Annotated in this window: 17 protein-coding genes; 11 read left to right on the plus strand and 6 right to left on the minus strand. The window is 67.2% G+C overall.

Annotation, left to right across the window (positions count from 1 at the left end):
- Nucleotides 1-16 precede the first annotated feature (16 nt).
- The 9 genes from ABW16_RS05685 to ABW16_RS27130 all read left to right on the plus strand — a co-directional run bounded on the left by ABW16_RS05685 (nt 17) and on the right by ABW16_RS27130 (nt 10,011).
- The gene (locus ABW16_RS05685) at nt 17-796 is read left to right on the plus strand and encodes a winged helix-turn-helix transcriptional regulator (protein WP_047318201.1); all 780 of its coding nucleotides are present in this window, start codon (nt 17-19) and stop codon (nt 794-796) included.
- Nucleotides 793-1,701, plus strand: a complete 909-nt coding sequence (mshD, locus tag ABW16_RS05690) for a mycothiol synthase (RefSeq protein ID WP_047318202.1) — start codon at nt 793-795, stop codon at nt 1,699-1,701. Before ABW16_RS05685 ends, mshD begins: the two co-directional genes overlap by 4 nt.
- Before the next feature lie 111 nt (nt 1,702-1,812).
- Nucleotides 1,813-2,931 carry a phosphate ABC transporter substrate-binding protein PstS gene (gene pstS / locus ABW16_RS05695; RefSeq protein WP_047318203.1) on the plus strand — a complete coding sequence of 373 codons (1,119 nt, stop codon included), beginning with the start codon at nt 1,813-1,815 and terminating at the stop codon, nt 2,929-2,931.
- Nucleotides 2,932-3,007: 76 nt separating this feature from the next.
- Entirely contained in the window at nt 3,008-3,961 is a 954-nt protein-coding gene (gene pstC, locus ABW16_RS05700; RefSeq protein WP_412178179.1) for a phosphate ABC transporter permease subunit PstC, read from the plus strand.
- Nucleotides 3,958-4,872 (plus strand): phosphate ABC transporter permease PstA, encoded by a 915-nt coding sequence (gene pstA / locus ABW16_RS05705; protein ID WP_047318205.1) that lies wholly within the window; start codon nt 3,958-3,960, stop codon nt 4,870-4,872. The genes pstC (ABW16_RS05700) and pstA (ABW16_RS05705) overlap by 4 nt, the downstream gene beginning before the upstream one ends.
- Nucleotides 4,873-4,924: 52 nt before the next feature.
- Nucleotides 4,925-5,701, plus strand: coding sequence for a phosphate ABC transporter ATP-binding protein PstB (gene pstB, locus ABW16_RS05710; RefSeq protein ID WP_047318206.1), 777 nt, complete (start codon nt 4,925-4,927; stop codon nt 5,699-5,701).
- 237 nt (nt 5,702-5,938) lie between these two features.
- Nucleotides 5,939-6,715 (plus strand): phosphate ABC transporter ATP-binding protein PstB, encoded by a 777-nt coding sequence (pstB, locus tag ABW16_RS05715; RefSeq protein WP_047318207.1) that lies wholly within the window; start codon nt 5,939-5,941, stop codon nt 6,713-6,715.
- Between the two features lie 111 nt (nt 6,716-6,826).
- Nucleotides 6,827-7,879: a phosphate ABC transporter substrate-binding protein PstS gene (gene pstS / locus ABW16_RS05720; protein WP_047318367.1), complete on the plus strand. Its 1,053-nt coding sequence runs from the start codon at nt 6,827-6,829 to the stop codon at nt 7,877-7,879.
- Nucleotides 7,880-7,956: 77 nt separating this feature from the next.
- Nucleotides 7,957-10,011 carry a serine/threonine-protein kinase PknD gene (locus tag ABW16_RS27130; RefSeq protein ID WP_233424706.1) on the plus strand — a complete coding sequence of 685 codons (2,055 nt, stop codon included), beginning with the start codon at nt 7,957-7,959 and terminating at the stop codon, nt 10,009-10,011.
- A 118-nt stretch (nt 10,012-10,129) separates the two neighbouring features.
- Here the strand turns inward: ABW16_RS27130 and pstA (ABW16_RS05730) are convergent, their stop codons facing one another.
- Genes pstA (ABW16_RS05730) through pstS (ABW16_RS05740) form a run of 3 tightly spaced genes read right to left on the minus strand, consistent with a single transcriptional unit; the run spans nt 10,130 to nt 13,112 of the window.
- On the minus strand, nt 10,130-11,041 hold the full coding sequence (gene pstA, locus ABW16_RS05730) for a phosphate ABC transporter permease PstA (RefSeq protein WP_047318208.1): 912 nt from the start codon (nt 11,039-11,041) through the stop codon (nt 10,130-10,132).
- Nucleotides 11,038-11,970: a phosphate ABC transporter permease subunit PstC gene (gene pstC, locus ABW16_RS05735; RefSeq protein WP_047318209.1), complete on the minus strand. Its 933-nt coding sequence runs from the start codon at nt 11,968-11,970 to the stop codon at nt 11,038-11,040. The genes pstA (ABW16_RS05730) and pstC (ABW16_RS05735) overlap by 4 nt, the downstream gene beginning before the upstream one ends.
- A 26-nt stretch (nt 11,971-11,996) precedes the next feature.
- A complete protein-coding gene (gene pstS / locus ABW16_RS05740) occupies nt 11,997-13,112 on the minus strand; it encodes a phosphate ABC transporter substrate-binding protein PstS (RefSeq protein ID WP_047318369.1) in 1,116 nt (371 codons plus the stop codon).
- Nucleotides 13,113-13,140: 28 nt separating this feature from the next.
- On the opposite strand from pstS (ABW16_RS05740), the gene ABW16_RS25980 reads away from it, so the two are divergent.
- Together ABW16_RS25980 and hrpA are read left to right on the plus strand one after the other, a co-directional pair.
- Nucleotides 13,141-13,326, plus strand: a complete 186-nt coding sequence (locus tag ABW16_RS25980) for a hypothetical protein (RefSeq protein WP_131721473.1) — start codon at nt 13,141-13,143, stop codon at nt 13,324-13,326.
- A 22-nt stretch (nt 13,327-13,348) separates the two neighbouring features.
- The gene (gene hrpA, locus ABW16_RS05745; protein ID WP_200900625.1) at nt 13,349-17,272 is read left to right on the plus strand and encodes an ATP-dependent RNA helicase HrpA; all 3,924 of its coding nucleotides are present in this window, start codon (nt 13,349-13,351) and stop codon (nt 17,270-17,272) included.
- Here the strand turns inward: hrpA and phoU are convergent.
- The 3 genes from phoU to dusB all read right to left on the minus strand — a co-directional run bounded on the left by phoU (nt 17,261) and on the right by dusB (nt 21,444).
- The gene (gene phoU / locus ABW16_RS05750; RefSeq protein WP_047318210.1) at nt 17,261-17,929 is read right to left on the minus strand and encodes a phosphate signaling complex protein PhoU; all 669 of its coding nucleotides are present in this window, start codon (nt 17,927-17,929) and stop codon (nt 17,261-17,263) included. The two genes, hrpA and phoU, sit on opposite strands and share 12 nt — an antisense overlap.
- A 53-nt stretch (nt 17,930-17,982) precedes the next feature.
- A complete protein-coding gene (locus ABW16_RS05755; RefSeq protein ID WP_047318371.1) occupies nt 17,983-20,127 on the minus strand; it encodes an LCP family glycopolymer transferase in 2,145 nt (714 codons plus the stop codon).
- A 183-nt stretch (nt 20,128-20,310) separates the two neighbouring features.
- Nucleotides 20,311-21,444, minus strand: coding sequence for a tRNA dihydrouridine synthase DusB (gene dusB / locus ABW16_RS05760; RefSeq protein WP_047318372.1), 1,134 nt, complete (start codon nt 21,442-21,444; stop codon nt 20,311-20,313).
- Nucleotides 21,445-21,450: the final 6 nt, after the last annotated feature.

Consider the following 21,450-nt stretch of genomic DNA (forward strand, 5'->3'; position numbering starts at 1 on the left):
ACGCTGGAGGGCCTCGTTGGAGCTACTGCTGTTGACCGCTGACCTGCACCCCGACGGGGTGCTGCCGTCGCTGTCCCTGCTTGCACACACCGTGCGGACAGCGGCGCCAGAGGTTTCTGCGCTGCTCGAGGCCGGTTCGGCCGAGGTGGTTCTGGTCGACGCGCGCACCGATCTCGCCGCGGCACGCGGACTGTGCCGGCTGCTCAGTGCCACCGCGGGGTCGGTCCCGGTGGTCGCCATCGTGACCGAGGGCGGACTGGTGGCGGTCAACGCCGAGTGGGGTATCGACGAAATTCTGCTTCCGGGTACCGGGCCCGCCGAGACCGACGCCCGGTTGCGCCTGCTGACCGGTCGCCGCGGCGCGCCGGCCGCCGAGCAGGCCTCGGGCCAGACCAAGCTCGGCGAGCTGGTGATCGACGAGGGCACCTACACCGCGCGGCTGCGGGGCCGGCCGCTGGACCTGACCTACAAGGAGTTCGAGCTGCTGAAGTACCTCACCCAACATGTCGGCCGGGTGTTCACCCGGGCGCAGTTGTTGCAAGAGGTCTGGGGCTACGACTTCTTCGGTGGTACTCGCACGGTCGACGTGCACGTCCGGCGGTTGCGCGCCAAGCTGGGGCCGGAATACGAGTCGTTGATCGGCACGGTCCGCAACGTCGGCTACAAGGCCGTCCGGCCGGTGCGGGGTCATTCCTCGGCCGCCTCCGACGACGAGGGGGACGACGGGGACGACGAATCGGTGGAGGACCTCGACGGCGCCGACGGCGGTGCGCCCGAGCCCCTGACCAGTCAGTGACCGCCCCGCAATGGCACGCCGCACTGACCGATGAGGAGCAGCGGCAGATCCGCGAGCTGATCGCTGCCGCCGGCGACCACGACGGCGTCGCCCCGGTAGGTGAGCAGGTACTGCGGGAGCTCGCCGCGTCCCGCACCGAACACTTGGTCGCCGGTGACGGCGCAACGGTGCTGGGGTACTTGAACCTGACCGCCGGCTCGGCGGACGCCGCGCCGATGGCGGAGCTGGTGGTGGCGCCGCACGCCCGCCGGCGCGGTATCGGGGCGGCGATGGCCCGCGCCGCACTGGCCAGAACCGACGGCCGCACCCGGTTCTGGGCGCATGGCACGCTGCCCGCCGCCCAGTCCACTGCCGCGGCGCTGGGCCTGGCCACGGTCCGCGAGTTGCTGCAGATGCGCCGCTCGCTGCGCGGACTGCCGCAGCCGACGATCCCGCCGGGGGTGTCGATCCGTACCTACGCGGGTCCCGCCGACGACGCCGAGTTGCTGCGGGTCAACAATGCCGCGTTCTCCTGGCATCCGGAGCAGGGCGGCTGGACGGCGGAGGATTTGGCGCAGCGGCGAGCCGAGGCGTGGTTCGATCCGGCCGGGCTGTTCCTGGCGTTCGACGGGCCCGAGCTGTTGGGGTTTCACTGGACCAAGATCCACGCCGGCAAACCCGGCGCCGAACGCGCCGGCGAGGTCTACGTCGTGGGAGTCGATCCGGCCGCTCAGGGCCGCGGTCTGGGCCGGGTGCTCACCGAGGTAGGCCTGGCCTATCTGGCGGACCGGCTCGCCGATGTCGACTCGCCGACTGTGCTGCTCTACGTCGAGGCCGACAACACAGCGGCGTTGCGCACCTACCAGCAGTTGGGTTTTGTGGTGCACAGTGTCGACACCGCTTACGCCGCAGCGGATCAGCCTTGAGGCGGCGCCGAAATCTATTCACCGCCCGTTCATCTGCCATGTGGTTGCCATCCATAAGTGCCGCATACGTTCCCGGAGAGATTTGAACCGGAAGCGAGAAAGCGAGAACTGATGAAACGCACAAAGGCGGGTCTTGCGCTGGTGGCGGCCGCGATGACCGGTCTGGCGCTCAGTGGCTGCGGCAGCGATGACAACACCGCAAGCCCGGCGGGGACCGGCACCACCGCGGGCAAAGCCGACTCCGCCGAGTGCGCCGGTAAGAACACGCTGACCGCCGAGGGATCGACTGCTCAGCAGAACGCGATCGCAGTGTTCAACCAGGTGTGGGGCAAGCAGTGCTCGGGCAAGAACCTGTCCTACAACCCGACCGGGTCGGGCGCGGGCCGCGAACAGTTCATCGCCGGGCACGTCGACTTCGCCGGTTCGGACTCGCCGCTGGGCGAAGCCCAGGTCGCCGAGGCGGCCGACCGGTGCGGCCAGAACCCGGCATGGCATCTGCCGCTGGTGTTCGGGCCGGTCAGCATGGCCTACCACCTCGACGGGGTGGAGAACCTGGTCCTCAACGGTGACGTGCTGGCCCGGATCTTCAGCGGTGCCATCACCAGCTGGAACGACCCCGCGCTGGTCGCCCTCAACCCGGGCGTGGAACTGCCGGCGATCGCCATCACGCCGATCTACCGCTCGGACTCGTCGGGCACCACCGACAACTTCCAGAAGTACCTCAGCGCCGCGGCGCCGCAGACCTGGACCAAGGGCGAAGGCAGCGAATTCCAGGGCGGTGTCGGCGAGGGTGCGCAGAAGTCGGCCGGGGTGGTACAGGCGGTGCAGAGCACGCCGGGTGCCATCGGCTACGTCGAGAAGGGCTTCGCCGACCAGGCCAACCTCCGGTCGGCGATGATCGACTCGGGCTCCGGGGTGGTCGCCGCGACCGACGAATCGGCCGGTGTGGCGATCCAGTCGGCCGGATTCGTCTCCGAGGACAGCAACGACATGCGGCTGGACCTGAGGTCGCTCTACGGCACCAAGCAGGCCGCTGCCTACCCGCTAGTCTTGGTGACCTATGAGATCGTCTGCTCCAAAGGCTACGACCCCGACACCTCGGCGGCCGTGAAGTCCTTCCTCAGGACGGCCTCCACCAGCGGCCAGGACGAATTGTCGTCCGCCGGTTACGTTCGGTTGCCGGACCAGTTGAAACGGCGCCTCAGTGCCGCCATCGACGCGATCCAGTAGCCGCCGTGCCGCAAGCGATGAGGGGGTGTCAAGCATCGCCGACTCGTCTGTGTCCGCGCCTGCATCGAAGCCGTCGGTGATCCGGACGGCGGTGCGTTCCACCGGAAGTCGCCTGCAAGATCGGCTGTTCCGCCTGGTGGCAGAAGGCTCCGGGGTGCTGATCATCGTGCTGATCAGCGCGGTCGGGGGCTTCCTACTGCTGCGGGCGATACCGGCGTTGCAGCGCAACCGGGAGAATTTCTTCACCTACGGCGGCAGTTGGGTCACCACCAACACCTCCGCCATGCACTTCGGCATCGCGGAGATGTTGCAGGTGACGGTGTTCGTCTCGGTGTTCGCGCTCGTGCTGGCCATGCCGGTCGCTCTGGGCGTCGCGGTCTATCTCGCCGAATACGCGCCCCGACGACTGGTGGGGCTCCTGGGCTACATGGTCGAACTCCTTGCCGCCGTGCCGTCGATCATCTACGGGGCGTGGGGCCTGTACGTGCTGGCCCCCCAGTTACGCGGCACCGCGCTATGGCTCAACGAACATCTCGGTGGAATCTTCCTGTTCGCCGACGGCAACGCGTCGGTGGCGGGCGGCGGCACCATCTTCATCGGCGGAATCGTGCTGGCGGTGATGATCCTGCCGATCATCACCGCGGTCACCCGCGAGGTGCTGGCCCAGACGCCCCGCGGCCAGGTCGAGGCCGCGCTGGCGCTGGGCGCCACCCGCTGGGAAGTCATCAAGATGGTGGTGTTGCCGTTCGGCCGGTCCGGCTACATCAGCGCCGCGATGCTGGGGTTGGGCCGCGCGCTCGGTGAGACGGTGGCGTTGCTGATCATCCTGCGCTCCACCCAGAAGGCGTTCAACTGGTCGCTGTTCGACGGCGGTTCCACCTTCGCCACCAAGATCGCCGCCACCGCATCGGAGTTCAACGATCAGTACAAGGCGGGTGCCTACATCGCAGCCGGGTTGGTGCTGTTCGTGCTGACGCTCATCGTCAACGCGCTGGCGCGCGTGGCGATCACCCAGAAGGTGCATTCATGACCGCGTTGCTGGACCGGCCCGTGAAGCTGCGCACGTTCGCCGGGGTCGGGGTGCGCCGCCGGATGGCCAATTCGATTGCGACGCTTCTGGTCACCTTCGCGATGGCCTTGGCGTTGGTGCCCCTGGTGTGGGTGATGTACTCGGTGTTCAAATTCGGTTTCGGTGTCGTCAGTACCAGTACCTGGTGGACGCACTCGCAGGCCGGTATGACGGCATTCGTGGCCGGCGGCGGCGCTTACCATGCGATCGTCGGGACGCTACTGCAAGGACTGCTGTGCGCGGCCATCTCGATCCCGGTCGGGATCTTCGTCGCGATCTATCTCGTCGAATACGGTGCCGGCACCCGACTGGGCAAGCTCGCAACCTTCTCGGTCGACATCCTGACCGGAGTGCCGTCGATCGTCGCAGCGCTGTTCATCTACGCGCTGTGGGTGGCCACCTTGGGATTTCACCGATCCGGGTTCGCGGTGTCGCTGTCGTTGGTGCTGCTGATGGTGCCGGTGATCGTGCGCGCGACCGAGGAGATGCTGCGGATCATTCCGATGGACCTGCGCGAAGCCAGCTACGCGTTGGGCGCACCGAAGTGGAAGACCATCACCAGCATCGTGATTCCGACCGCGTTGTCGGGCATCGTCACCGGAATCCTGTTGGCGCTGGCCCGGGTGATGGGTGAGACCGCGCCGCTGTTGATCCTGGTCGGCTATTCGCAGGCCATGAATTTCGATATGTTCCACGGCTTCATGGGGTCGCTGCCGGGAATGATGTATGACCAGACCTCGGCGGGGGCGGGCGCCAGCGCGGTTCCCACGGATCGTCTCTGGGGCGCCGCGCTGACGCTCATCCTGCTGATCGCGATACTCAATGTCGCGGCCAGGTTCGGGGCACGCATCTTCGCTCCCAAGAAGTTCTAGATCTGTCTCGACAACCAGCGCGTAGCGGTGGGCGAACAAGGAGAGCTGCACGGTGGCTAAAAGGTTGGACCTCACCGACCTCAACATCTATTACGGGTCGTTTCACGCGGTGGCCGACGTGTCGCTGTCGGTACCACCACGCAGCGTCACCGCGTTCATCGGTCCATCGGGCTGTGGCAAGTCGACGGTGCTGCGCACGCTCAACCGGATGCACGAGACCACCCCGGGGGCCCGAATCGAGGGTTCGGTGCTGCTCGACGGCGAGAACATCTACCGTCCGGGAATCGACCCGGTGGGAGTCCGTCAAGCCGTCGGAATGGTGTTTCAGCGACCGAATCCCTTCCCCACCATGTCAATTCGCGACAACGTGGTGGCGGGGCTCAAGCTGCAGGGAATCCGCAACCGCCAAAAGCTCGACGAAACCGCGGAGTTCTCCCTGCGCGGGGCGAACCTGTGGAATGAGGTCAAGGACCGGCTGGACAAGCCCGGTGGCGGGCTGTCGGGTGGTCAGCAGCAGCGGCTGTGCATCGCGCGGGCGATTGCGGTGCAACCCGACGTGCTGTTGATGGATGAGCCCTGCTCGGCGTTGGATCCCATCTCGACGATGGCCATTGAGGAGCTGATCTCCCAGCTCAAGCAGGACTACACCATCGTCATTGTCACCCACAACATGCAGCAGGCGGCGCGGGTGAGCGATCAGACGGCGTTCTTCAACCTGGTTGAGGCTGGCAAGCCCGGCCGGTTGGTCGAGATCGACGGCACCGAGAAGATCTTCTCCAACCCGAGCTTCAAGGAAACCGAGGACTACATCTCCGGCCGCTTCGGCTAGGCGAGCGCAAGCGTCACGCTGGGCAGCTTAACCGCCTGGGGCGTAGCGTATTTCGGATATCGCCCGAAGGTCCTGCGCCACGCTTCGCGGCGTACTTTGGCAGAGCCAGTGCGTCCCTCCACATTGCAGGACTCAAGATCGTGGCTAGGCTGGCGCCCAGATCGTTGCTCCAAGAAGGTCTGGGCCGTCGAACATTCAGGCCGGGACAGGTTGAGTCGAGTGAGGAGAAGGCTGCCAGTGGCCAAAAGGTTGGACCTGAGCGACGTCAACATCTATTACGGGTCGTTTCACGCGGTGGCCGACGTGACGTTGTCGGTACCACCACGCAGTGTCACCGCGTTCATCGGTCCCTCGGGCTGCGGCAAGTCGACGGTGCTGCGCACCCTCAACCGGATGCACGAGGTCATCCAGGGAGCGCGGGTCGAGGGCTCGGTGCTGCTGGACGGCGAGGACATCTACCAACCCGGCATCGACCCGGTGGGGGTGCGTAAGGCGATCGGGATGGTGTTTCAGCGCCCAAACCCGTTTCCCACCATGTCGATCCGCGACAACGTGGTCGCCGGCCTGACCCTGCAAGGTGTGCGCAATCGCAAGTTGCTCGACGAGACCGTCGAACAGTCGCTGCGCGGGGCGAACCTGTGGAATGAGGTCAAGGACCGGCTGGACAAGCCCGGTGGCGGGCTGTCGGGTGGTCAGCAACAGCGGCTGTGCATCGCGCGGGCGATTGCGGTGCAACCCGACGTGCTGTTGATGGATGAGCCCTGCTCGGCGTTGGATCCCATCTCGACGATGGCCATCGAGGAGCTGATCTCCCAGCTCAAGCAGGACTACACCATCGTCATTGTCACCCACAACATGCAGCAGGCCGCGCGGGTGAGCGACCAGACGGCGTTCTTCAACCTGGAGGCCGTCGGCAAACCCGGCCGGTTGGTCGAGATCGACGGCACCGAGAAGATCTTCTCTAATCCGAGACTTAAGGAAACCGAGGACTACATCTCGGGCCGCTTTGGCTGACTTATTACCGGATTCGGCTACCGTGTGGTTTTCACGCTGACCGCCGAAGGAGCGCCGTTGACGATCAACCGACTCGGTATCGCCTCGAGTCTCCTTGCGGCCGTACTGCTGATGGTCGTGGCCTGCGGTGGGGGCCAATCGTCGTCGGCGTCAGGGTCGGGCTCCTCAGCGGTGCAGTGCGGCGGCAAGCAGAAGCTGACCGCGAGCGGTTCGACGGCCCAGGCGCACGCGATCGAACAGTTCGTCTACGCCTACATTCGGGCCTGCCCGGACTACACCCTGGACTACCGGGCCAACGGGTCCGGCAACGGCATCGCTGAATTCTCCAGTGGGCAAACCGAATTGGCCGGATCCGACTCGCCGCTTGACCCGTCGAACGGTGAGCCGCAGCGGGTGGCGGCGCGGTGCGGCTCGACGCCCTGGCACCTGCCGACGGTATTCGGCCCGATTGCCGTGACCTACAACATCGGCGGCGTCAACGAACTCGACCTGGACGGTCCCACGTTGGCCAAGATTTTCAACGGCACCATCACCAAGTGGGATGACCCCGCGCTGAAAGCTCTCAACAAGGACGCGGCGTTGCCCGCCGAGCCCATCCACGTGGTGTTCCGCAGCGACGACTCCGGAACCACCGACAACTTCCAGAAGTACCTCGACGTCGCCTCCGACGGTTCCTGGGGCCGCGGTGTGGGCAAGACCTTCAACGGCGGTACCGGTGTCGGGGCCGCCGGCAACGACGGCACCTCGGCGCTGTTGCGAACCACCGAGGGGTCGATCACCTACAACGAGTGGTCCTATGCGGTGGGGCGCGAGCTCAACATGGCCCAGATCGTCACGTCGGCGGGCCCGCAACCGGTGACCATCTCCGTCGACTCGGTGGATAAGACCATCGCCGGAGCCAAGTTCAGCGGTGCCGGAAACGATCTGGTGGTGGACACCTCCTCGTTTTACAAACCGACCGTGGCGGGTGCCTACCCGATCGTCTTGGTGACTTACGAGATCGTCTGCTCGCAATACCCCGACTCGGCGACGGCGCAAGCGGTCAAGGCGTTTATGCAAGCGGCGATCGGCGACGGACAGCAGGACCTGGACCAGTACGGCTATATTCCGCTGCCGCCGGAATTCACGTCGAAATTGAAGACGGCGGTCGACGCTATTTCCTGATCTTCTAGATCTGCGGAGTTCCATTTTCACTGGTAACCTTTGATTAATCTTCTGTTCACGCAACAGTTGATTGCTTGATGTCGATCGTGACCGGTGAATGGAGCGTCGTGAACAACAGCGGGCTGGCTTCGCAGGTGGGTTCCCAATTCGGTCCATACCGGTTGCTCCGGCTGCTGGGGCGAGGCGGTATGGGTGAGGTCTATGAGGCCGAAGACACCCGCAAGCACCGATCGGTTGCACTGAAGCTGATCGCCCCCGTGCTGTCGAACAATCCGGCGTTCCGAAGCCGGATGCAGCGTGAGGCCGACGCGGCGGGCCGACTGACCGAGCCGCATGTGGTGCCCATCCACGACTACGGCGAGATCGACGGACAGATGTTCGTCGAGATGCGGCTGATCGACGGCAACGACCTCGGCATGGAGTTGCAGCGCTCCGGCCCGCTGGCCCCGGCGCGAGCGGTGGCGGTGATCGAACAGGTGGCCGCCGCCTTGGACGCCGCACACGCCGGCGGAATCACCCATCGCGACATCAAGCCGGCGAACATCCTGCTCACCCGGGATGATTTCGCCTACCTGGTCGATTTCGGCATTGCCCGCGCCGCGGCAGACCCCGGCCTGACCCAGACCGGGATGGCGCTGGGCACCTACAACTACATGGCGCCAGAGCGGTTCAGTGGGGCCGAAGTCGACTACCGTGCCGACATCTATTCGCTGGCCTGTGTGCTGAGCGAGTGTCTGAGCGGTGTGCAGCCGTACCGGAGCGAGACCATTGAACGACTGATCGCCTCACATCTGATGGAGCCCGCCCCGCGGCCCAGTCAGCTGCGGCCGGGCCTGGTGCCGATCGCATTGGACCAGGTGATCGCCAGGGGGATGGCGAAGAATCCGCGGGAGCGATTCAGCAGCGCCGGCGACCTGGCCCGTGCCGCGCACGACGCGCTGACCACAGCGGAGCAGCATCAGGCCGCGATGATCGTGCAGCAGGGTGGCGTGGCTACCCGAATGGCCAGCTCCGTCGGCGCCGCCACCAACGGCGGCGGGAGCTCTCCCGCCTCCGGGTACCGGCAGCAGTCGGTCGGCTACGAGCACCGCGGCTACGAACCGAACTCTTACGACCAGCCGCAGGATCAGACGCAGATGCGGCCCGCCATCACCGGTTGGCGGGACCGGCCGGCGCAGCAGTCCCCGGCTGCCGCACCGGCATTTGCCGCCGAGGCAAAGAACCGCGGCGACCGCCGATGGCTGGTGCCGGCCGCGGCAGCCGCGGCGCTGCTGGTCGCAGTCGGCGTGGGTGGTTACGCGGTCACCCACCGCTCGGATACGTCCCCCGCGGCGTCGGCGTCGGCGTCGGCGAATGGGCAGAGTGTGCTGCCCTTGGACGGTCTGAGCTTCCGGTTGTCCCCGGGCGGGTTGGCGTTGGACAGTAGCGGAAACGTCTACGTCACCAACCAGAGCATGTACGGCCGGGTGGTGAAGCTGGAACCGGGATCGAACGCCCCGGTGATGCTGCCGTTCACCGGGCTCTACGAACCGCAAGGCGTAGCCGTCGATCGGGCCGGTGCGGTGTACGTCACCGACTTCAACAATCGGGTGGTGAAGCTCGACCCGGATTCCAACGTTCAGTCCGACCTGCCGTTCACTGGGCTGAACTATCCGGAAGGCTTGGTGGTGGACAACGACGGCAGCGTCTACGTCGCCGACCGGGGTAACAACCGGGTGGTCAAGTTGCCCGCCGGAGCCGACACCCAGGTGGTGCTGCCGTTCGCCGGGCTGCACAACCCCGACGACGTGGCTCTCGACTCCGCCGGCAACGTCTACGTCACCGACACCGACAATGATCGGGTGGTGCGGCTTGCGGCCGGATCCAACACCCAGAGCGTGCTCCCGTTCACCGGTCTCGATGCGCCGTGGGGCGTCACCGTTGACGGTGCCGGCAACGTCTTCGTCACCAATCACAGCAGCCACGCCGTGCTGAAGCTGGCCGCCGGGTCCAATACCCAGACAAAGCTGCCGTTCACCGGCCTGAACACCCCGCTGCAGGTCGTGGTAGGTCCGGACGGCACCCTCTACGTCGCCGACCGGGGCAACAACCGGGTGGTGAAACTGGTGGGGGGCACTGAACCGCGGGGTTGATGCCGCGGTTCCAGCTTCGCCTCTCCTTCGTCGAGCCTCGCTGAACCGCGGGGCTGATGCCGCGGTTCCAGCTTCGCCTCTCCTTCGTCGAGCCTCGCTGAACCGCGGGGTTGATGGGTCAGCGGTCGTGGACCGAGGTGAGCCGAGTCGCCACGGCTGCCACGATCGCGCTGATTGCGACCAGGATGATCAGCGTCAGCGCCGCACCCCAGACTCGGGCAGCCCCGGCCGCCTGCGGGTTCCCCAGCTCGGAATAGATCAGCAGCGGCAGCGAGGCCATGTTCTCGTGAAAGATGTCGAAGTTGATCGACCGGCTGTAGCCCACCAGCACCAGCACGGGGGCGGTCTCACCGATGATCCGGGCGATCGACAAGAAAATTCCCGACAGAATGCCCGAGAGCGCGGTGGGAATGACGATGCGCAGGATCGTCTTCCATCGCGGCACCCCCAGTGCGTAACTGGCCTCCCGCAGTTCGTCGGGGACCAGGCGCAGCATCTCCTCGGTGGAGCGCACCACGATCGGCAACATCAGCAGAGCCAGCGCCAGCGACACCGCAAACGCGCTCTGCTCGAATCGCAGGGTGGCGATCCACAGGCTGAAGACGAACAGTGACGCCACGATCGAAGGCACCCCGGCGAGCACGTCGACCATGAAGGTGGTCAATCGCGCCCATCGGCCGCCGCCGTACTCGATCAGGTAGATCGCCGTCATCAGCCCCAGCGGTACCGCCAGCACGGCGGCTACCCCGGCCTGCACCAGGGTGCCGTACAGCGCGTGATACACCCCGCCGGCGAATTCTTCGGGCAGGACGCCGCGTAGTGAGTGCGTCCACCAGCTCAGACTGGCGATCGCGTGCCAACCGCGGGCCACCACGACCCAGAGCAGCCAGACCAACGGGATCGCCGCGACGCCGAACGAGGAATAGAACGCCGCCGTGGCAAGCTTGTCCGTCACCCGGCGCCGCATGCTGAGGTGATGGCGAGGTGACACCGACGGTTTGACCGGTGCGTCGAGCAGTTGGGCCGTCATCCGTTGACCTTGCCGCCGGCCACCGCGCGGGCGGCGGCGTTGACGAAGAACGTGAGCGCGAACAATGCGAACCCCGCAGCGATGTAGGCGCCGGTCGGCAGCGGGGCACTGAACTCCGCGGCCGCCGAGGCGATTTTGGATGCGAACGTGTACCCGCCGTCGAACAGCGACCAATTCCCGGGCTGTGCCGCGGCCCGCAGAATGATCAGCATCGCGACCGTCTCGCCCAGCGCCCGGCCCAGGCCCAGCATCGCCGCGGCGATCACGCCGCTGCGGCCGTAGGGCAGCACCGCCATGCGGACCACCTCCCACCGGGTGGCTCCCAGGGCCTGGGCGGCTTCGATGTGGGCGAAGGGGGTCTGGCGGAATACCTCCCGCGAGACCGAGGTGATGATCGGCAGGATCATCACGGCCAGCACGATTCCCGCGGTGAAGATCGTGCCGCCGCCGGCCAGCGACACGTTGCCCTTATGGAACAGGAACAGCCAGCCGAAGTGGCTGCGCAGGAAGCGCATCATCGGCACCAGCATCGGTGCCAGCACGAAGATTCCCCAGAGGCCGAAGATGATGGACGGAACCGCCGCCAGCAGGTCGATCACCACGGCAAACGGTCGGGTCAGCCGCCGGGGCGCGTACTGGGTGAGGAAGACCGCGATACCGACCGAAATCGGCACCGCCAGCGTCAATGCGAATACCGAGCTCAACACCGTGACCATCAGCAGGTCCCGGATGCCGAACGACAGGTGGTCGGGATCTCCTGTGCGGAACTCCGGGCTGGTGAAGAAGTTCGCCTCGTTGGCGAGCAACGACGGGAAAGCGCGCACCAGCAGGAAGATCGCGATCAGCGCGATCGCCACCACCACTGTCGATCCGGCCGAGACCGCGGCCGCCCGGAACAACCGCTCGCCTCGCGGCGAGCGGTTGTTCATCAGCGGCGTCGATGGATTCCCGGGGGTCACGAGATGGCGTCGACCGCGGACGCCAGGCGAGCCTTGAAAGCCTCGGGGATCGGCACGTAACCGTTGTCGGCCAGACCGCTCTGGCCCGCGCCGATGGTGGACTTCAGGAACAACCGCACCGCCGTGCCGACGTCGGCGTCCGGGTACTTCGAGCACACCACCTCGTAGGTGGCGAGCACGATCGGGTACGAGCCGGTCTGAGTCGGCTGGTAGAACGACGCCGTGTCGAGTACCAGGTCGTTGCCTTGCCCCTTGATGGTGGCGCCGGCGATGGTCTTGCCGACCGACTCGGTGCTGATCGCGACCGGGTCGGGACCGGCGGAGGTGACGATCTGGGCGGTGGACAGATTCTTGGCCTGGGCGAATGACCACTCGTTGTAAGTGATCGCCCCCTCGGTGGCCGCGATGGCTCCGGCCGTGCCGTCATTGCCCTTGGCCCCTTCGCCGACACCGCCGTTGAAGGACTTTCCGGCGCCCTTGCCCCAGGCCCCACCGGAGGCGGCATCCAGGTACTGCTGGAAGTTGTCGGTGGTCCCGGACTCGTCACTGCGGAACACCACGTGGATCGGCTGGGCGGGCAGCGTGGCCGTCGGGTTGAGCGCCTTGATCGCCGCGTCATCCCAGCTGGTGATGGTGCCGTTGAAGATCTTCGCGGCGGTCGAGCCGTCGAGGATCAGATTGTCGACGCCGGGGATGTTGTAGGTGATCGCGATCGGACCGAACACCACCGGCAGGTTCCATGCCGGGGACCCGCAGCGCTGCTGCGCCTCGGCGTAGTCGTCGGCGCCCAGCGGGACGTCGGAGCCGGCGAAGTCGGTCTGGCCGCCGACGAACTCCCGGATACCGGCGCCCGATCCGTTGGCGGTGTAGTTGACGTTGTGGTCCGAACACTCGTCGATGAACGCCTTGACGAACCGGGCCATCGCGTTCTGCTGGGCGGTCGAGCCGCTGGCTTTGAGCGTTTCCGTGCCGCCGCAGTTTCCGCCGGCGGCCGCCGAGCCCGAGGTGGTCTTCTCCGCGGTGTCGGTGTTCTTGTCGCTGCCGCACCCGGATAACACCAACGCGCCGGTCGCCACAATGCCCAGCGTCGCACCAATTCCGTTCAGTTTCACATTGCCCTTTCGCACACAAATTAGGGTGATGGCCGCTGGTGCGGCATCACCGGATAAACCCGGCCGCCAATTCCCAACAATTGCGTGCGATCCGGGTTACTTCCCATTTAATGCGGTGAACGCAGGTTACGCTACGGTGAACTGCCATGATCTAACGGTGGAATTCTGGTGGAATTCTGATGACGTCGATATGGACTGGCTAAAAGCCAGATGACAGGTAAGCCGACCCAGCCCGTATGCTTCGCGAAGTGGTCGAACCGTCCGTCGCGCAGCTGCGCACGCTCCTCGACGAGCTGACCGTTCGGGACGCGGTCTATTTCGGCCGGCGCCTGAAGGACCTGCGCGGCGCAAAGCCGGAGCAGTTGCGAAAGCTGGCGCAGCGGATGGACGAGGCGCAGGCACTGGTGGCCGCGCGGCGCGCCGCGGTGCCGGATGTCCGCTATCCCGACCTGCCGGTCAGTAGCCGCCGCGACGAGATCGCCGCGGCTATCCGGGACCACCAGGTCGTGGTGGTGGCCGGCGAGACCGGTTCCGGTAAGACCACCCAGTTGCCCAAGATCTGCCTGGAACTGGGCCGCGGTATCCGCGGCACCATCGGCCACACCCAGCCGCGGCGGCTGGCCGCCCGCACCGTTGCTCAGCGCATCGCCGACGAACTGGGCAGCCCGCTCGGCGATGTCGTCGGGTATGCGGTCCGGTTCACCGACCGGGTGTCGACGCGCACGTGCGTCAAACTGATGACCGACGGCATCCTGCTCGCCGAACTCGAACGGGACCGTCGGCTGCTGCGCTACGACACGCTGATCATCGACGAGGCCCACGAACGCAGCCTCAACATCGACTTCCTTCTCGGCTACCTGCGGGAGTTGTTGCCGCGCCGCCCGGACCTGAAGGTGATCATCACCTCGGCCACCATCGAACCCCAGCGTTTCGCAGCGCACTTCGCAGATGGGCACGGCGGGGGCGCGCCGATCGTCGAGGTGTCCGGTCGCAGCTATCCGGTGGAAATCCGTTATCGCCCATTGGAGCTGCCGGTCGGCTCGGCCGCCGGTGATGACCCGGACGACCCGGATCACGAGATCATCCGCACCGAGACCCGCGACGAGATCGAGGCGATCGTCGACGCGGTGCACGAACTGTCCGCCGAACCACCCGGCGATGTCCTGGTGTTCCTGTCCGGCGAGCGCGAGATCCGCGACACCGCAGAGGCCCTCGGCGGTTTGGTCAACACCGAGGTGCTGCCGCTGTATGCGCGGCTGTCCACCGCCGAACAGCAGAAGGTATTCGCCCCGGCGCGCGCCGGCAGACGGATCGTGTTGGCCACCAACGTGGCTGAGACATCGCTGACCGTACCGGGCATCCGCTACGTGATCGACCCGGGCAATGCGCGCATCTCGCGCTACAGTCGCCGGCTGAAGGTTCAGCGGCTGCCGATCGAGCCCATCTCGCAGGCCTCCGCCGCCCAGCGCAGCGGCCGGTGCGGCCGCACCGCGCCCGGGGTGTGCATCCGGCTCTACAGCGAAGCCGACTTCGACACCCGCCCGCGCTACACCGATCCCGAGGTGCTGCGCACCAACCTGGCCGCGGTGCTGCTGCGGATGGCGTCGCTGCGGCTCGGTGCGGTGGAGGACTTCGGTTTCCTCGACCCGCCCGACTCGCGCAGCATCCGCGACGGGGTCGCGCTGCTGGTCGAGCTCGGCGCGTTCAATGCGCAGGGTGCGATCACCGATGTCGGGCGCCGGCTGGCCCGGCTGCCGGTGGACCCGCGGCTGGGCCGGATGATCCTGGCCGCCGAGACCGAGGGCTGTGTGCGCGAGATGCTGGTGCTCGCCGCCGCCCTGACCATTCCCGACCCGCGGGAGCGGCCGGTCGACCGGGAGGAGGCGGCCCGGGCCAAGCACGCCCGGTTCGTCGACGACGATTCCGACTTCACCGCCTACCTCAACCTGTGGTCGTATCTGTCCGAGCAGCGTAAATCTCTGAGCGGCAGCGCATTTCGCAGGATGTGCCGCAATGAGTTCCTGCACTACCTGCGGATCCGGGAATGGCAGGACCTGGTGGGCCAGCTGCGCAGCATCGCAGCCGATATCGGCGTCCGTGAATCCGGCGAGCCGGCCCAGCCGGCTGCCATCCACGCCGCACTGCTGGCCGGGTTGTTGTCGCACGTCGGAATGCGACGCGATGACGGCCGCGAGTTCGCCGGCGCGCGCAACTCGAAATTCGTGCTGGCCCCCGGTTCGGTGCTGGCCAAACGACCGCCACGCTGGACGATGGTGGCTGAGCTGGTGGAGACCAGCCGGCTGTTCGGGCGTACCGCTGCGCGCATCCAACCCGAAACCGTCGAGCGGGTCGCGGCAGACCTGGTGCAGCGCAGCTACAGCGAACCGCACTGGGACGCCAAGCGCGGCGAGGTGATGGCCTTCGAAAAGGTGACGCTCTACGGGCTTCCGCTGGTGGCGCGCCGCCGGGTCGGCTACGCCCGGGTGGAGCCGGCGGCGGCCCGTGAACTGTTCATCCGGCATGCGCTGGTGGAGGGCGACTGGGCAACCCGGCACCGGTTCCTGGCCGACAACGCCGCGCTGCGTGACCAACTGCAGGAGCTGGAAGACCGGGTCCGGCGTCGCGACCTGATCGTCGACGACGACACCGTCTACGACCTCTACGAGGCCCGCATTCCCGCCGAGGTGGTCTCGGCGCGGCACTTCGACGGCTGGTGGAAGAAGCAACGGCAGGCCACGCCCGACCTCCTGACGTTCACCCGCGACGAGTTGCTGCGCACCGACGAGACACTCGGCGCCGACCGGCCGGACAGCTGGGCGACCGCGGATCTCGCGTTGCCGCTGACCTACCGCTTCGAGCCGGGCGCCGCCGACGACGGCGTCACCGTCCACGTACCGATCGATGTGCTGGCACGCCTCGGCGGTGACGAGTTCGCCTGGCAGGTACCGGCGCTGCGCGAAGAGCTGATCACCGCGCTGATCCGGTCCCTGCCCAAAGATCTGCGACGCAACTTCGTTCCGGCCCCCGACACCGCCCGCGCGGTGCTGTCGGCAATCGCGCCGGAAGGCGAACCACTGCTCGAGGCGCTGGTCCGCGAACTGCGTCGTCGCACCGGTGTGCTGGTGCCGATCGATGCCTTCGACCTGGCCAAACTGCCCGCCCACCTGCGGGTCACCTTCGCCGTCGAGGCCGCCGACGGCACCGAGGTGGCTCGCGGCAAAGACCTTGGCGCCTTGCAGGACCGACTGGCAGCGTCGGCACGCGAGGCGGTCGCCGATGCGGTCGGCGCCGAACTGGAGCGCAGCGGGCTGCGCAGCTGGCCGGACGACCTGGACACGCTGCCGCGCGCCGTGCAGCGGGTGGTGGCCGGGCGCGCCGTTCGTGGCTTCCCGGCTTTCGCCGACGCCGGCGCCACCGCGCAACTGAGGGTGTTCTCCACCGAGGCGCAGCAGCGGTCCGCGCTGGGTCCCGGTATCCGCCGGCTGCTGCGCTGTGACATTCCTTCGCCGGTCAAAACGGTTGAACGTCAGCTGGATTCGCAGACACGTCTGATGCTCAAGGCGAACCCGAACGGGTCGTTGGCGGCGCTCATCGACGACTGCGCCGACGCCGCGACCGACGCGTTGACGCCGGCGCCGGTGTGGACCCGCGACGAGTACATCGCACTGCGGAACCGGGTGGCCGCCGCGCTGGTCCCCACCACTGCCGATGTGGTGACGCGGGTCGCGCAGGTGCTGGCCGCTGCCCGGGACACCCAAGTGGCGCTACCGGCGCAGCCGCCGGCCGGCCAGGCCGAGGCGATCGCCGATATCGCCGGCCAGTTGGACGCGCTGCTGGCGCCCGGGTTCGTCACCGCGACCGGCCGGGCACATCTGGGGGACCTCACCCGCTATCTGACCGCCATCCGCCGCCGGGTGGAGCAGCTGCCCCGTGCACTGCAGGCCGACCGGGAACGGATGACCCGGGTACAGGCGGTGCAGGACGCCTACCAGGACCTTTTGTCGGCCCTGCCCACGGCGCGCCATCGCGACAACGACGTGCGCGACATCGCCCGCCAGATCCAAGAGCTACGGGTGAGTCTGTGGGCGCAACAGCTCGGCACCCCACGCCCCGTCAGCGAACAGCGCATCTACCGGGCGATCGACGCACTACTCGCTTGACGGCAGGGTGTGCTCGTCGGGGAACTTGCCGGTGGCCTGGAAGATCACCCGGCGAGCGACCTCGACGGCGTGATCGGCGAACCGCTCGTAGAACCGGCCCAGCAGCGTCACGTCCACGGCGGCGGCCACCCCGTGCCGCCACTCCTTGTCCATCAGCACCGAGAACAGATGCCGGTGCAGGTCGTCCATCGCGTCGTCTTCTTCGCGGATCCGGGCGGCTTTCTCCGGGTCGCGCGACAACAGCACCTCTTGGGCGCTGTTGCCCAACTCGACTGCAAGCCTGCCCATTTCGGCGAAGTAGCCGTTCACCTCTTCGGGCAGTGCGTGCTGCGGATGACGGCGGCGGGTGATCTTGGCGACGTGCAGGGCCAACGCGCCCATCCGGTCGATGTCGGCCACCATCTGAATGGAGCTGACGATGGCTCGCAGATCCCCGGCGACCGGGGCCTGCAACGCCAACAGCACGAAGGAGCTTTCCTCGGCGCGGGTACTCATTGCGGCGATCTTCTCGTGATCGGTGATCACCTGCTCGGCCAGCATCAGGTCGGCTTGCAGCAGGGCCTGAGTGGCGCGTTCCATTGCTGCCCCGGCCAAGCCGCACATCGTGCCGAGCTGTTCAGCCAGATCCGAGAGTTGCTCGTGGTACGCGGTTCGCATGCCCTCAAGACTAACCGTGGACCGCGATTCGCGCGGGTTGGGCGGAAGCGGCGCTACTCGCAGGTGGTGTCGGCGGCGTTGGTGACGGTCAGATCGTCGGGCAGTTCGGTCGGCTCGACGCTGGCGCCGCGGTTGAGTTGCACGCTGACCTGCGAGCCGCTGGCCGCGGGCTTGGTCACGGTGCGGAAGTCCGATCCCAGGACAACGCGGACGATGCTGCCCAGCCCGCTGACTCTCTCGATCGGTGCGCCCGACAGCGCCGAGGACACCGTGGCGGCGGCCTGCTCGTTTCCGGGGGAGTACAACACTTTGGTGGACTTCACGGTGCCGGGGTAGTCGTCGGCGTTGTCGACGTTGAAGCCCCACTGTTGCAGGCCCTCGGAGGTGGCGCCGGCCAGGCCGGACTGCTCGGTGGCGTTGGACACCCGCACCGTGACATCGGCGGGTGAGGTCGTGACCGCGTGCACCTGCTCGCTCAGCGGCTTGGGTGCCGGGACGGCCGGTGACCCGGGCAGGGACGTGGACGGGGTCGTGGGACTGGCTGCCGCCGTGGTCGGGACCGAGGTCGCGTTGTGGTCGTTCTCGCCGGGCAGGGGGTCGTCGTTGATGATGGCGTCGAACAGTGCCCGCACGTCGTCCATCCGGGGGACCTCGTCGCCGTTTTCATCGGTCTCACTGGTTGGCACCGTGACGAAGGTGATGTGTCCGGCGGCGACCTTCTGCAACGACTGGCCGAGGTTCACCAGGTCCTTGGTGGTGACGTTGTCCACCGAGCTGTCGCCGATGAACATGTTGACCACATTGTTGAGCTTGGTCGGCGAGAAGAAGGTGTTGGTGGAGATCAACGAACGCAGCAGCGACGACAAGAACAGCTGCTGGCGTTTGATGCGGCCGTAGTCGCCGTTGTCCTCGGTGGTGACGTGTCGGGCCCGCACGTAGTTCAGCGCGGTCCCGCCGTTGACGCGCTGGCGGCCGGAGTCCTCCAGGACGCTGCCCAGTACAAGGTCGTACAGCGGGCTGGGGGTGCACACCTCGACGCCGCCGAGCGCGTCGACCATCTTGCCGAACCCGACGAAGTCGACGGCCATGAACCGGTTGATCGCCAGTCCGGACAGTTTCTGGATCTCCTTGACCAGACACTTCGGTCCGCCGAAGGCGTAGGTCGAGTTCAGCTTCGTCTCGGTGTAGACGATGTCGTCGCTGTAGGTTCCGGTTTCCTCGTCGTAGATCGGTCCGTAGGCGCCGGTCACGGAGTTCCAGGCCTCGCACTGGATCGGGGTGATCGCCAGGTCGCGCGGGAACGACACCACCACCACGCGTTTACGGTTCGCCGGGATGTTGACCAGCATGATGGTGTCGGAGCGCGCTCCTTCGGCGTCCTCGGTGCTCCCGGCGCCGATATCGCTGTTGGCACCGGCGCGGGTGTCCGCGCCGACGATCAGGAAGTTCTCGTCGCCGTATTGGCCCGCCGCATCGAGAATGTCGTGCGAGTTGGGGTCCAGCGCGCTGATGTGGTTGAGGCTGCGGTTTTTCGACGAGCTCCACTGCCAGGCCGAACCCGTCAGCACCAGGGCCAGAATCGCCATCATGGCGGCGACCGCCCGGCCCGCGAGCTTCGCGCGGTGGTGGGGCCCGTGCGGGACCGGTTCGGCGTCCGCCGGGCCGGTGTGGCGAGGCGGGTCGATCCGCGCCGGCGGCATCTCGGTGGTGCGCGCCCACTCGTCTTCGTCGGGGGCGACGGCCGGCAGCAGTGACGTGCCGTGAATACGGTCGAGGTCGGGTACTTCCGACGGGTAGGCCACTTCGGCGATGTCGGGCATCGGGGCCGGTGCATCGGCGAGGTCGAGCGCCGGCACATAGCGGGCTTCCGGTTCGGATACCGAAACGGGCCCGACGGGCTCGGGTGCTTCGGGAACTGACGGTGAGTCCGGGATGGTCCGGCGTTGGCTGCGCCCGCCGGACGGCGGGGCGTCCGCGTTGACCCTGGCGATCAGTTCAGCAACGCTCACCGAGCCGTTGCCACCGTTGCGGCGACGCGACCCGCTTCGCCGACGGGGGGCGTCGTCCGAGGACGGGTTCTGCCAGCGTTCCCAGGGTGCGGGGCCGGGCGGCGTCATCGTCATCAGCTGATGGTCGCCGTCGTCGTCATTGCCCTCCGGCACCCAGCGGCCAGGAGTGGCGTTATCGCCGTCACTCATGTCCTCAGGGGCCTCCGAGTCCTTGGTCCCGGCGCGCGTCGCTCGCACGTCGGCGCGATGCGGATGATCGGCATTGGTCTCCGCACCTGCGTCTGCCCCCGCAGGGACAATCCCTGCCTGGGGCAATAAGGTACTTATTCTACTGAGAACTTGCCAGACACGCGATGTCGACAAAGTCTCATTTCAGCCACCCGAGTGCATAATGTCCGCCCCGGTTGGCACCGCACAGTCATCGGGATCCTCCAACCACCCTTCAGGCAGGCTGACTTTGGCCGGCGACCCCTGGCGTCCCCGAGGGCCGGTGGCGGCAGCGGGGAAGGGGACCGATCCGTCCAGCTGCCTCAGCAATTCGTCGAGCTCGGAGAGCGTGGTCACCATCGCCAGCTCGCGCCGCAGCCCGGAACCGGCGGGGAATCCGTGCAGGTACCAGGCGACGTGCTTGCGGATCTCGCGCATGCCCTTGTCCTCGCCGAAATGCCGCGCCAGCAGCTCGCCGTGGCGCCGGATGATGTCGGCGACTTCGCCCAGCGTGGGTGGGGTGGGGGCGGGCCGGCCCGCGAAAGCGGCCGAGAGCTCGCCGAACAACCACGGGCGCCCCAGGCAGCCGCGTCCGATCACCACGCCGTCGCAACCGGTCGCCGCCATCATGGCCAGGGCGTCGCCGGCCTCGAAGATGTCGCCGTTGCCCAGCACCGGGATCGAACGGACCTGCGCCTTGAGCGCCGCGATCTGCTCCCAGTCGGCGGTGCCGGAGTAGCGCTGAGACGCGGTCCGGGCGTGCAGGGCCACCGCCGCGGCACCCTCGGCCTCGGCGATGCGCCCGGCGTCCAGATGGGTGTGGTGGGCGTCGTCGATGCCGATCCGGAATTTCACGGTCACGGGAATGTCGGTGCCGGCCGTGCCCCGCACCGCTGCGGCGACGATGTTGCCGAACAGCCGGCGCTTGTAGGGCAGTGCCGACCCGCCGCCCAGGCGGGTCACCTTGGGCACCGGACAGCCGAAATTCATGTCGATATGGTCGGCGAGTCCCTCATCGGCGATCATCTTCGCCGCGGCGTAGGTGGTGTCTGGGTCCACGGTGTAGAGCTGCAGCGAGCGCGGTGACTCGTCCGGCGCGAACGTCGTCATGTGCAGGGTGGCGGGGTGCCGTTCAACGAGCGCGCGTGCGGTCACCATCTCGCACACGTAGAGCCCGCTGACCGTTCCGGCCCGGGACTGCTCCAGCTCGCGGCAGAGCGTGCGGAATGCGACGTTGGTCACGCCGGCCATCGGGGCCAGCACCACGGGGCTGGCAAGCTCGATCGACCCGATCCGCAGCGTCCG

The sequence above is a fragment of the Mycolicibacter heraklionensis genome, from assembly GCF_001021505.1.
Taxonomy (GTDB): domain Bacteria; phylum Actinomycetota; class Actinomycetes; order Mycobacteriales; family Mycobacteriaceae; genus Mycobacterium; species Mycobacterium heraklionense.

Bases quoted from the DNA above. Each gene is read 5' to 3' on its own strand.
- pstS (WP_047318203.1), top strand. From the start codon at position 1,813: ATGAAACGCACAAAGGCGGGTCTTGCGCTGGTGGCGGCCGCGATGACC.
- ABW16_RS25980 (WP_131721473.1), top strand. From the start codon at position 13,141: ATGGCCGCTGGTGCGGCATCACCGGATAAACCCGGCCGCCAATTCCCA.
- pstA (WP_047318205.1), top strand. From the start codon at position 3,958: ATGACCGCGTTGCTGGACCGGCCCGTGAAGCTGCGCACGTTCGCCGGG.
- phoU (WP_047318210.1), bottom strand. From the start codon at position 17,929: ATGCGAACCGCGTACCACGAGCAACTCTCGGATCTGGCTGAACAGCTC.
- pstS (WP_047318367.1), top strand. From the start codon at position 6,827: ATGGTCGTGGCCTGCGGTGGGGGCCAATCGTCGTCGGCGTCAGGGTCG.
- ABW16_RS05755 (WP_047318371.1), bottom strand. From the start codon at position 20,127: ATGAGTGACGGCGATAACGCCACTCCTGGCCGCTGGGTGCCGGAGGGC.
- pstA (WP_047318208.1), bottom strand. From the start codon at position 11,041: ATGACGGCCCAACTGCTCGACGCACCGGTCAAACCGTCGGTGTCACCT.
- hrpA (WP_200900625.1), top strand. From the start codon at position 13,349: ATGCTTCGCGAAGTGGTCGAACCGTCCGTCGCGCAGCTGCGCACGCTC.
- pstC (WP_047318209.1), bottom strand. From the start codon at position 11,970: ATGAACAACCGCTCGCCGCGAGGCGAGCGGTTGTTCCGGGCGGCCGCG.
- ABW16_RS27130 (WP_233424706.1), top strand. From the start codon at position 7,957: ATGTCGATCGTGACCGGTGAATGGAGCGTCGTGAACAACAGCGGGCTG.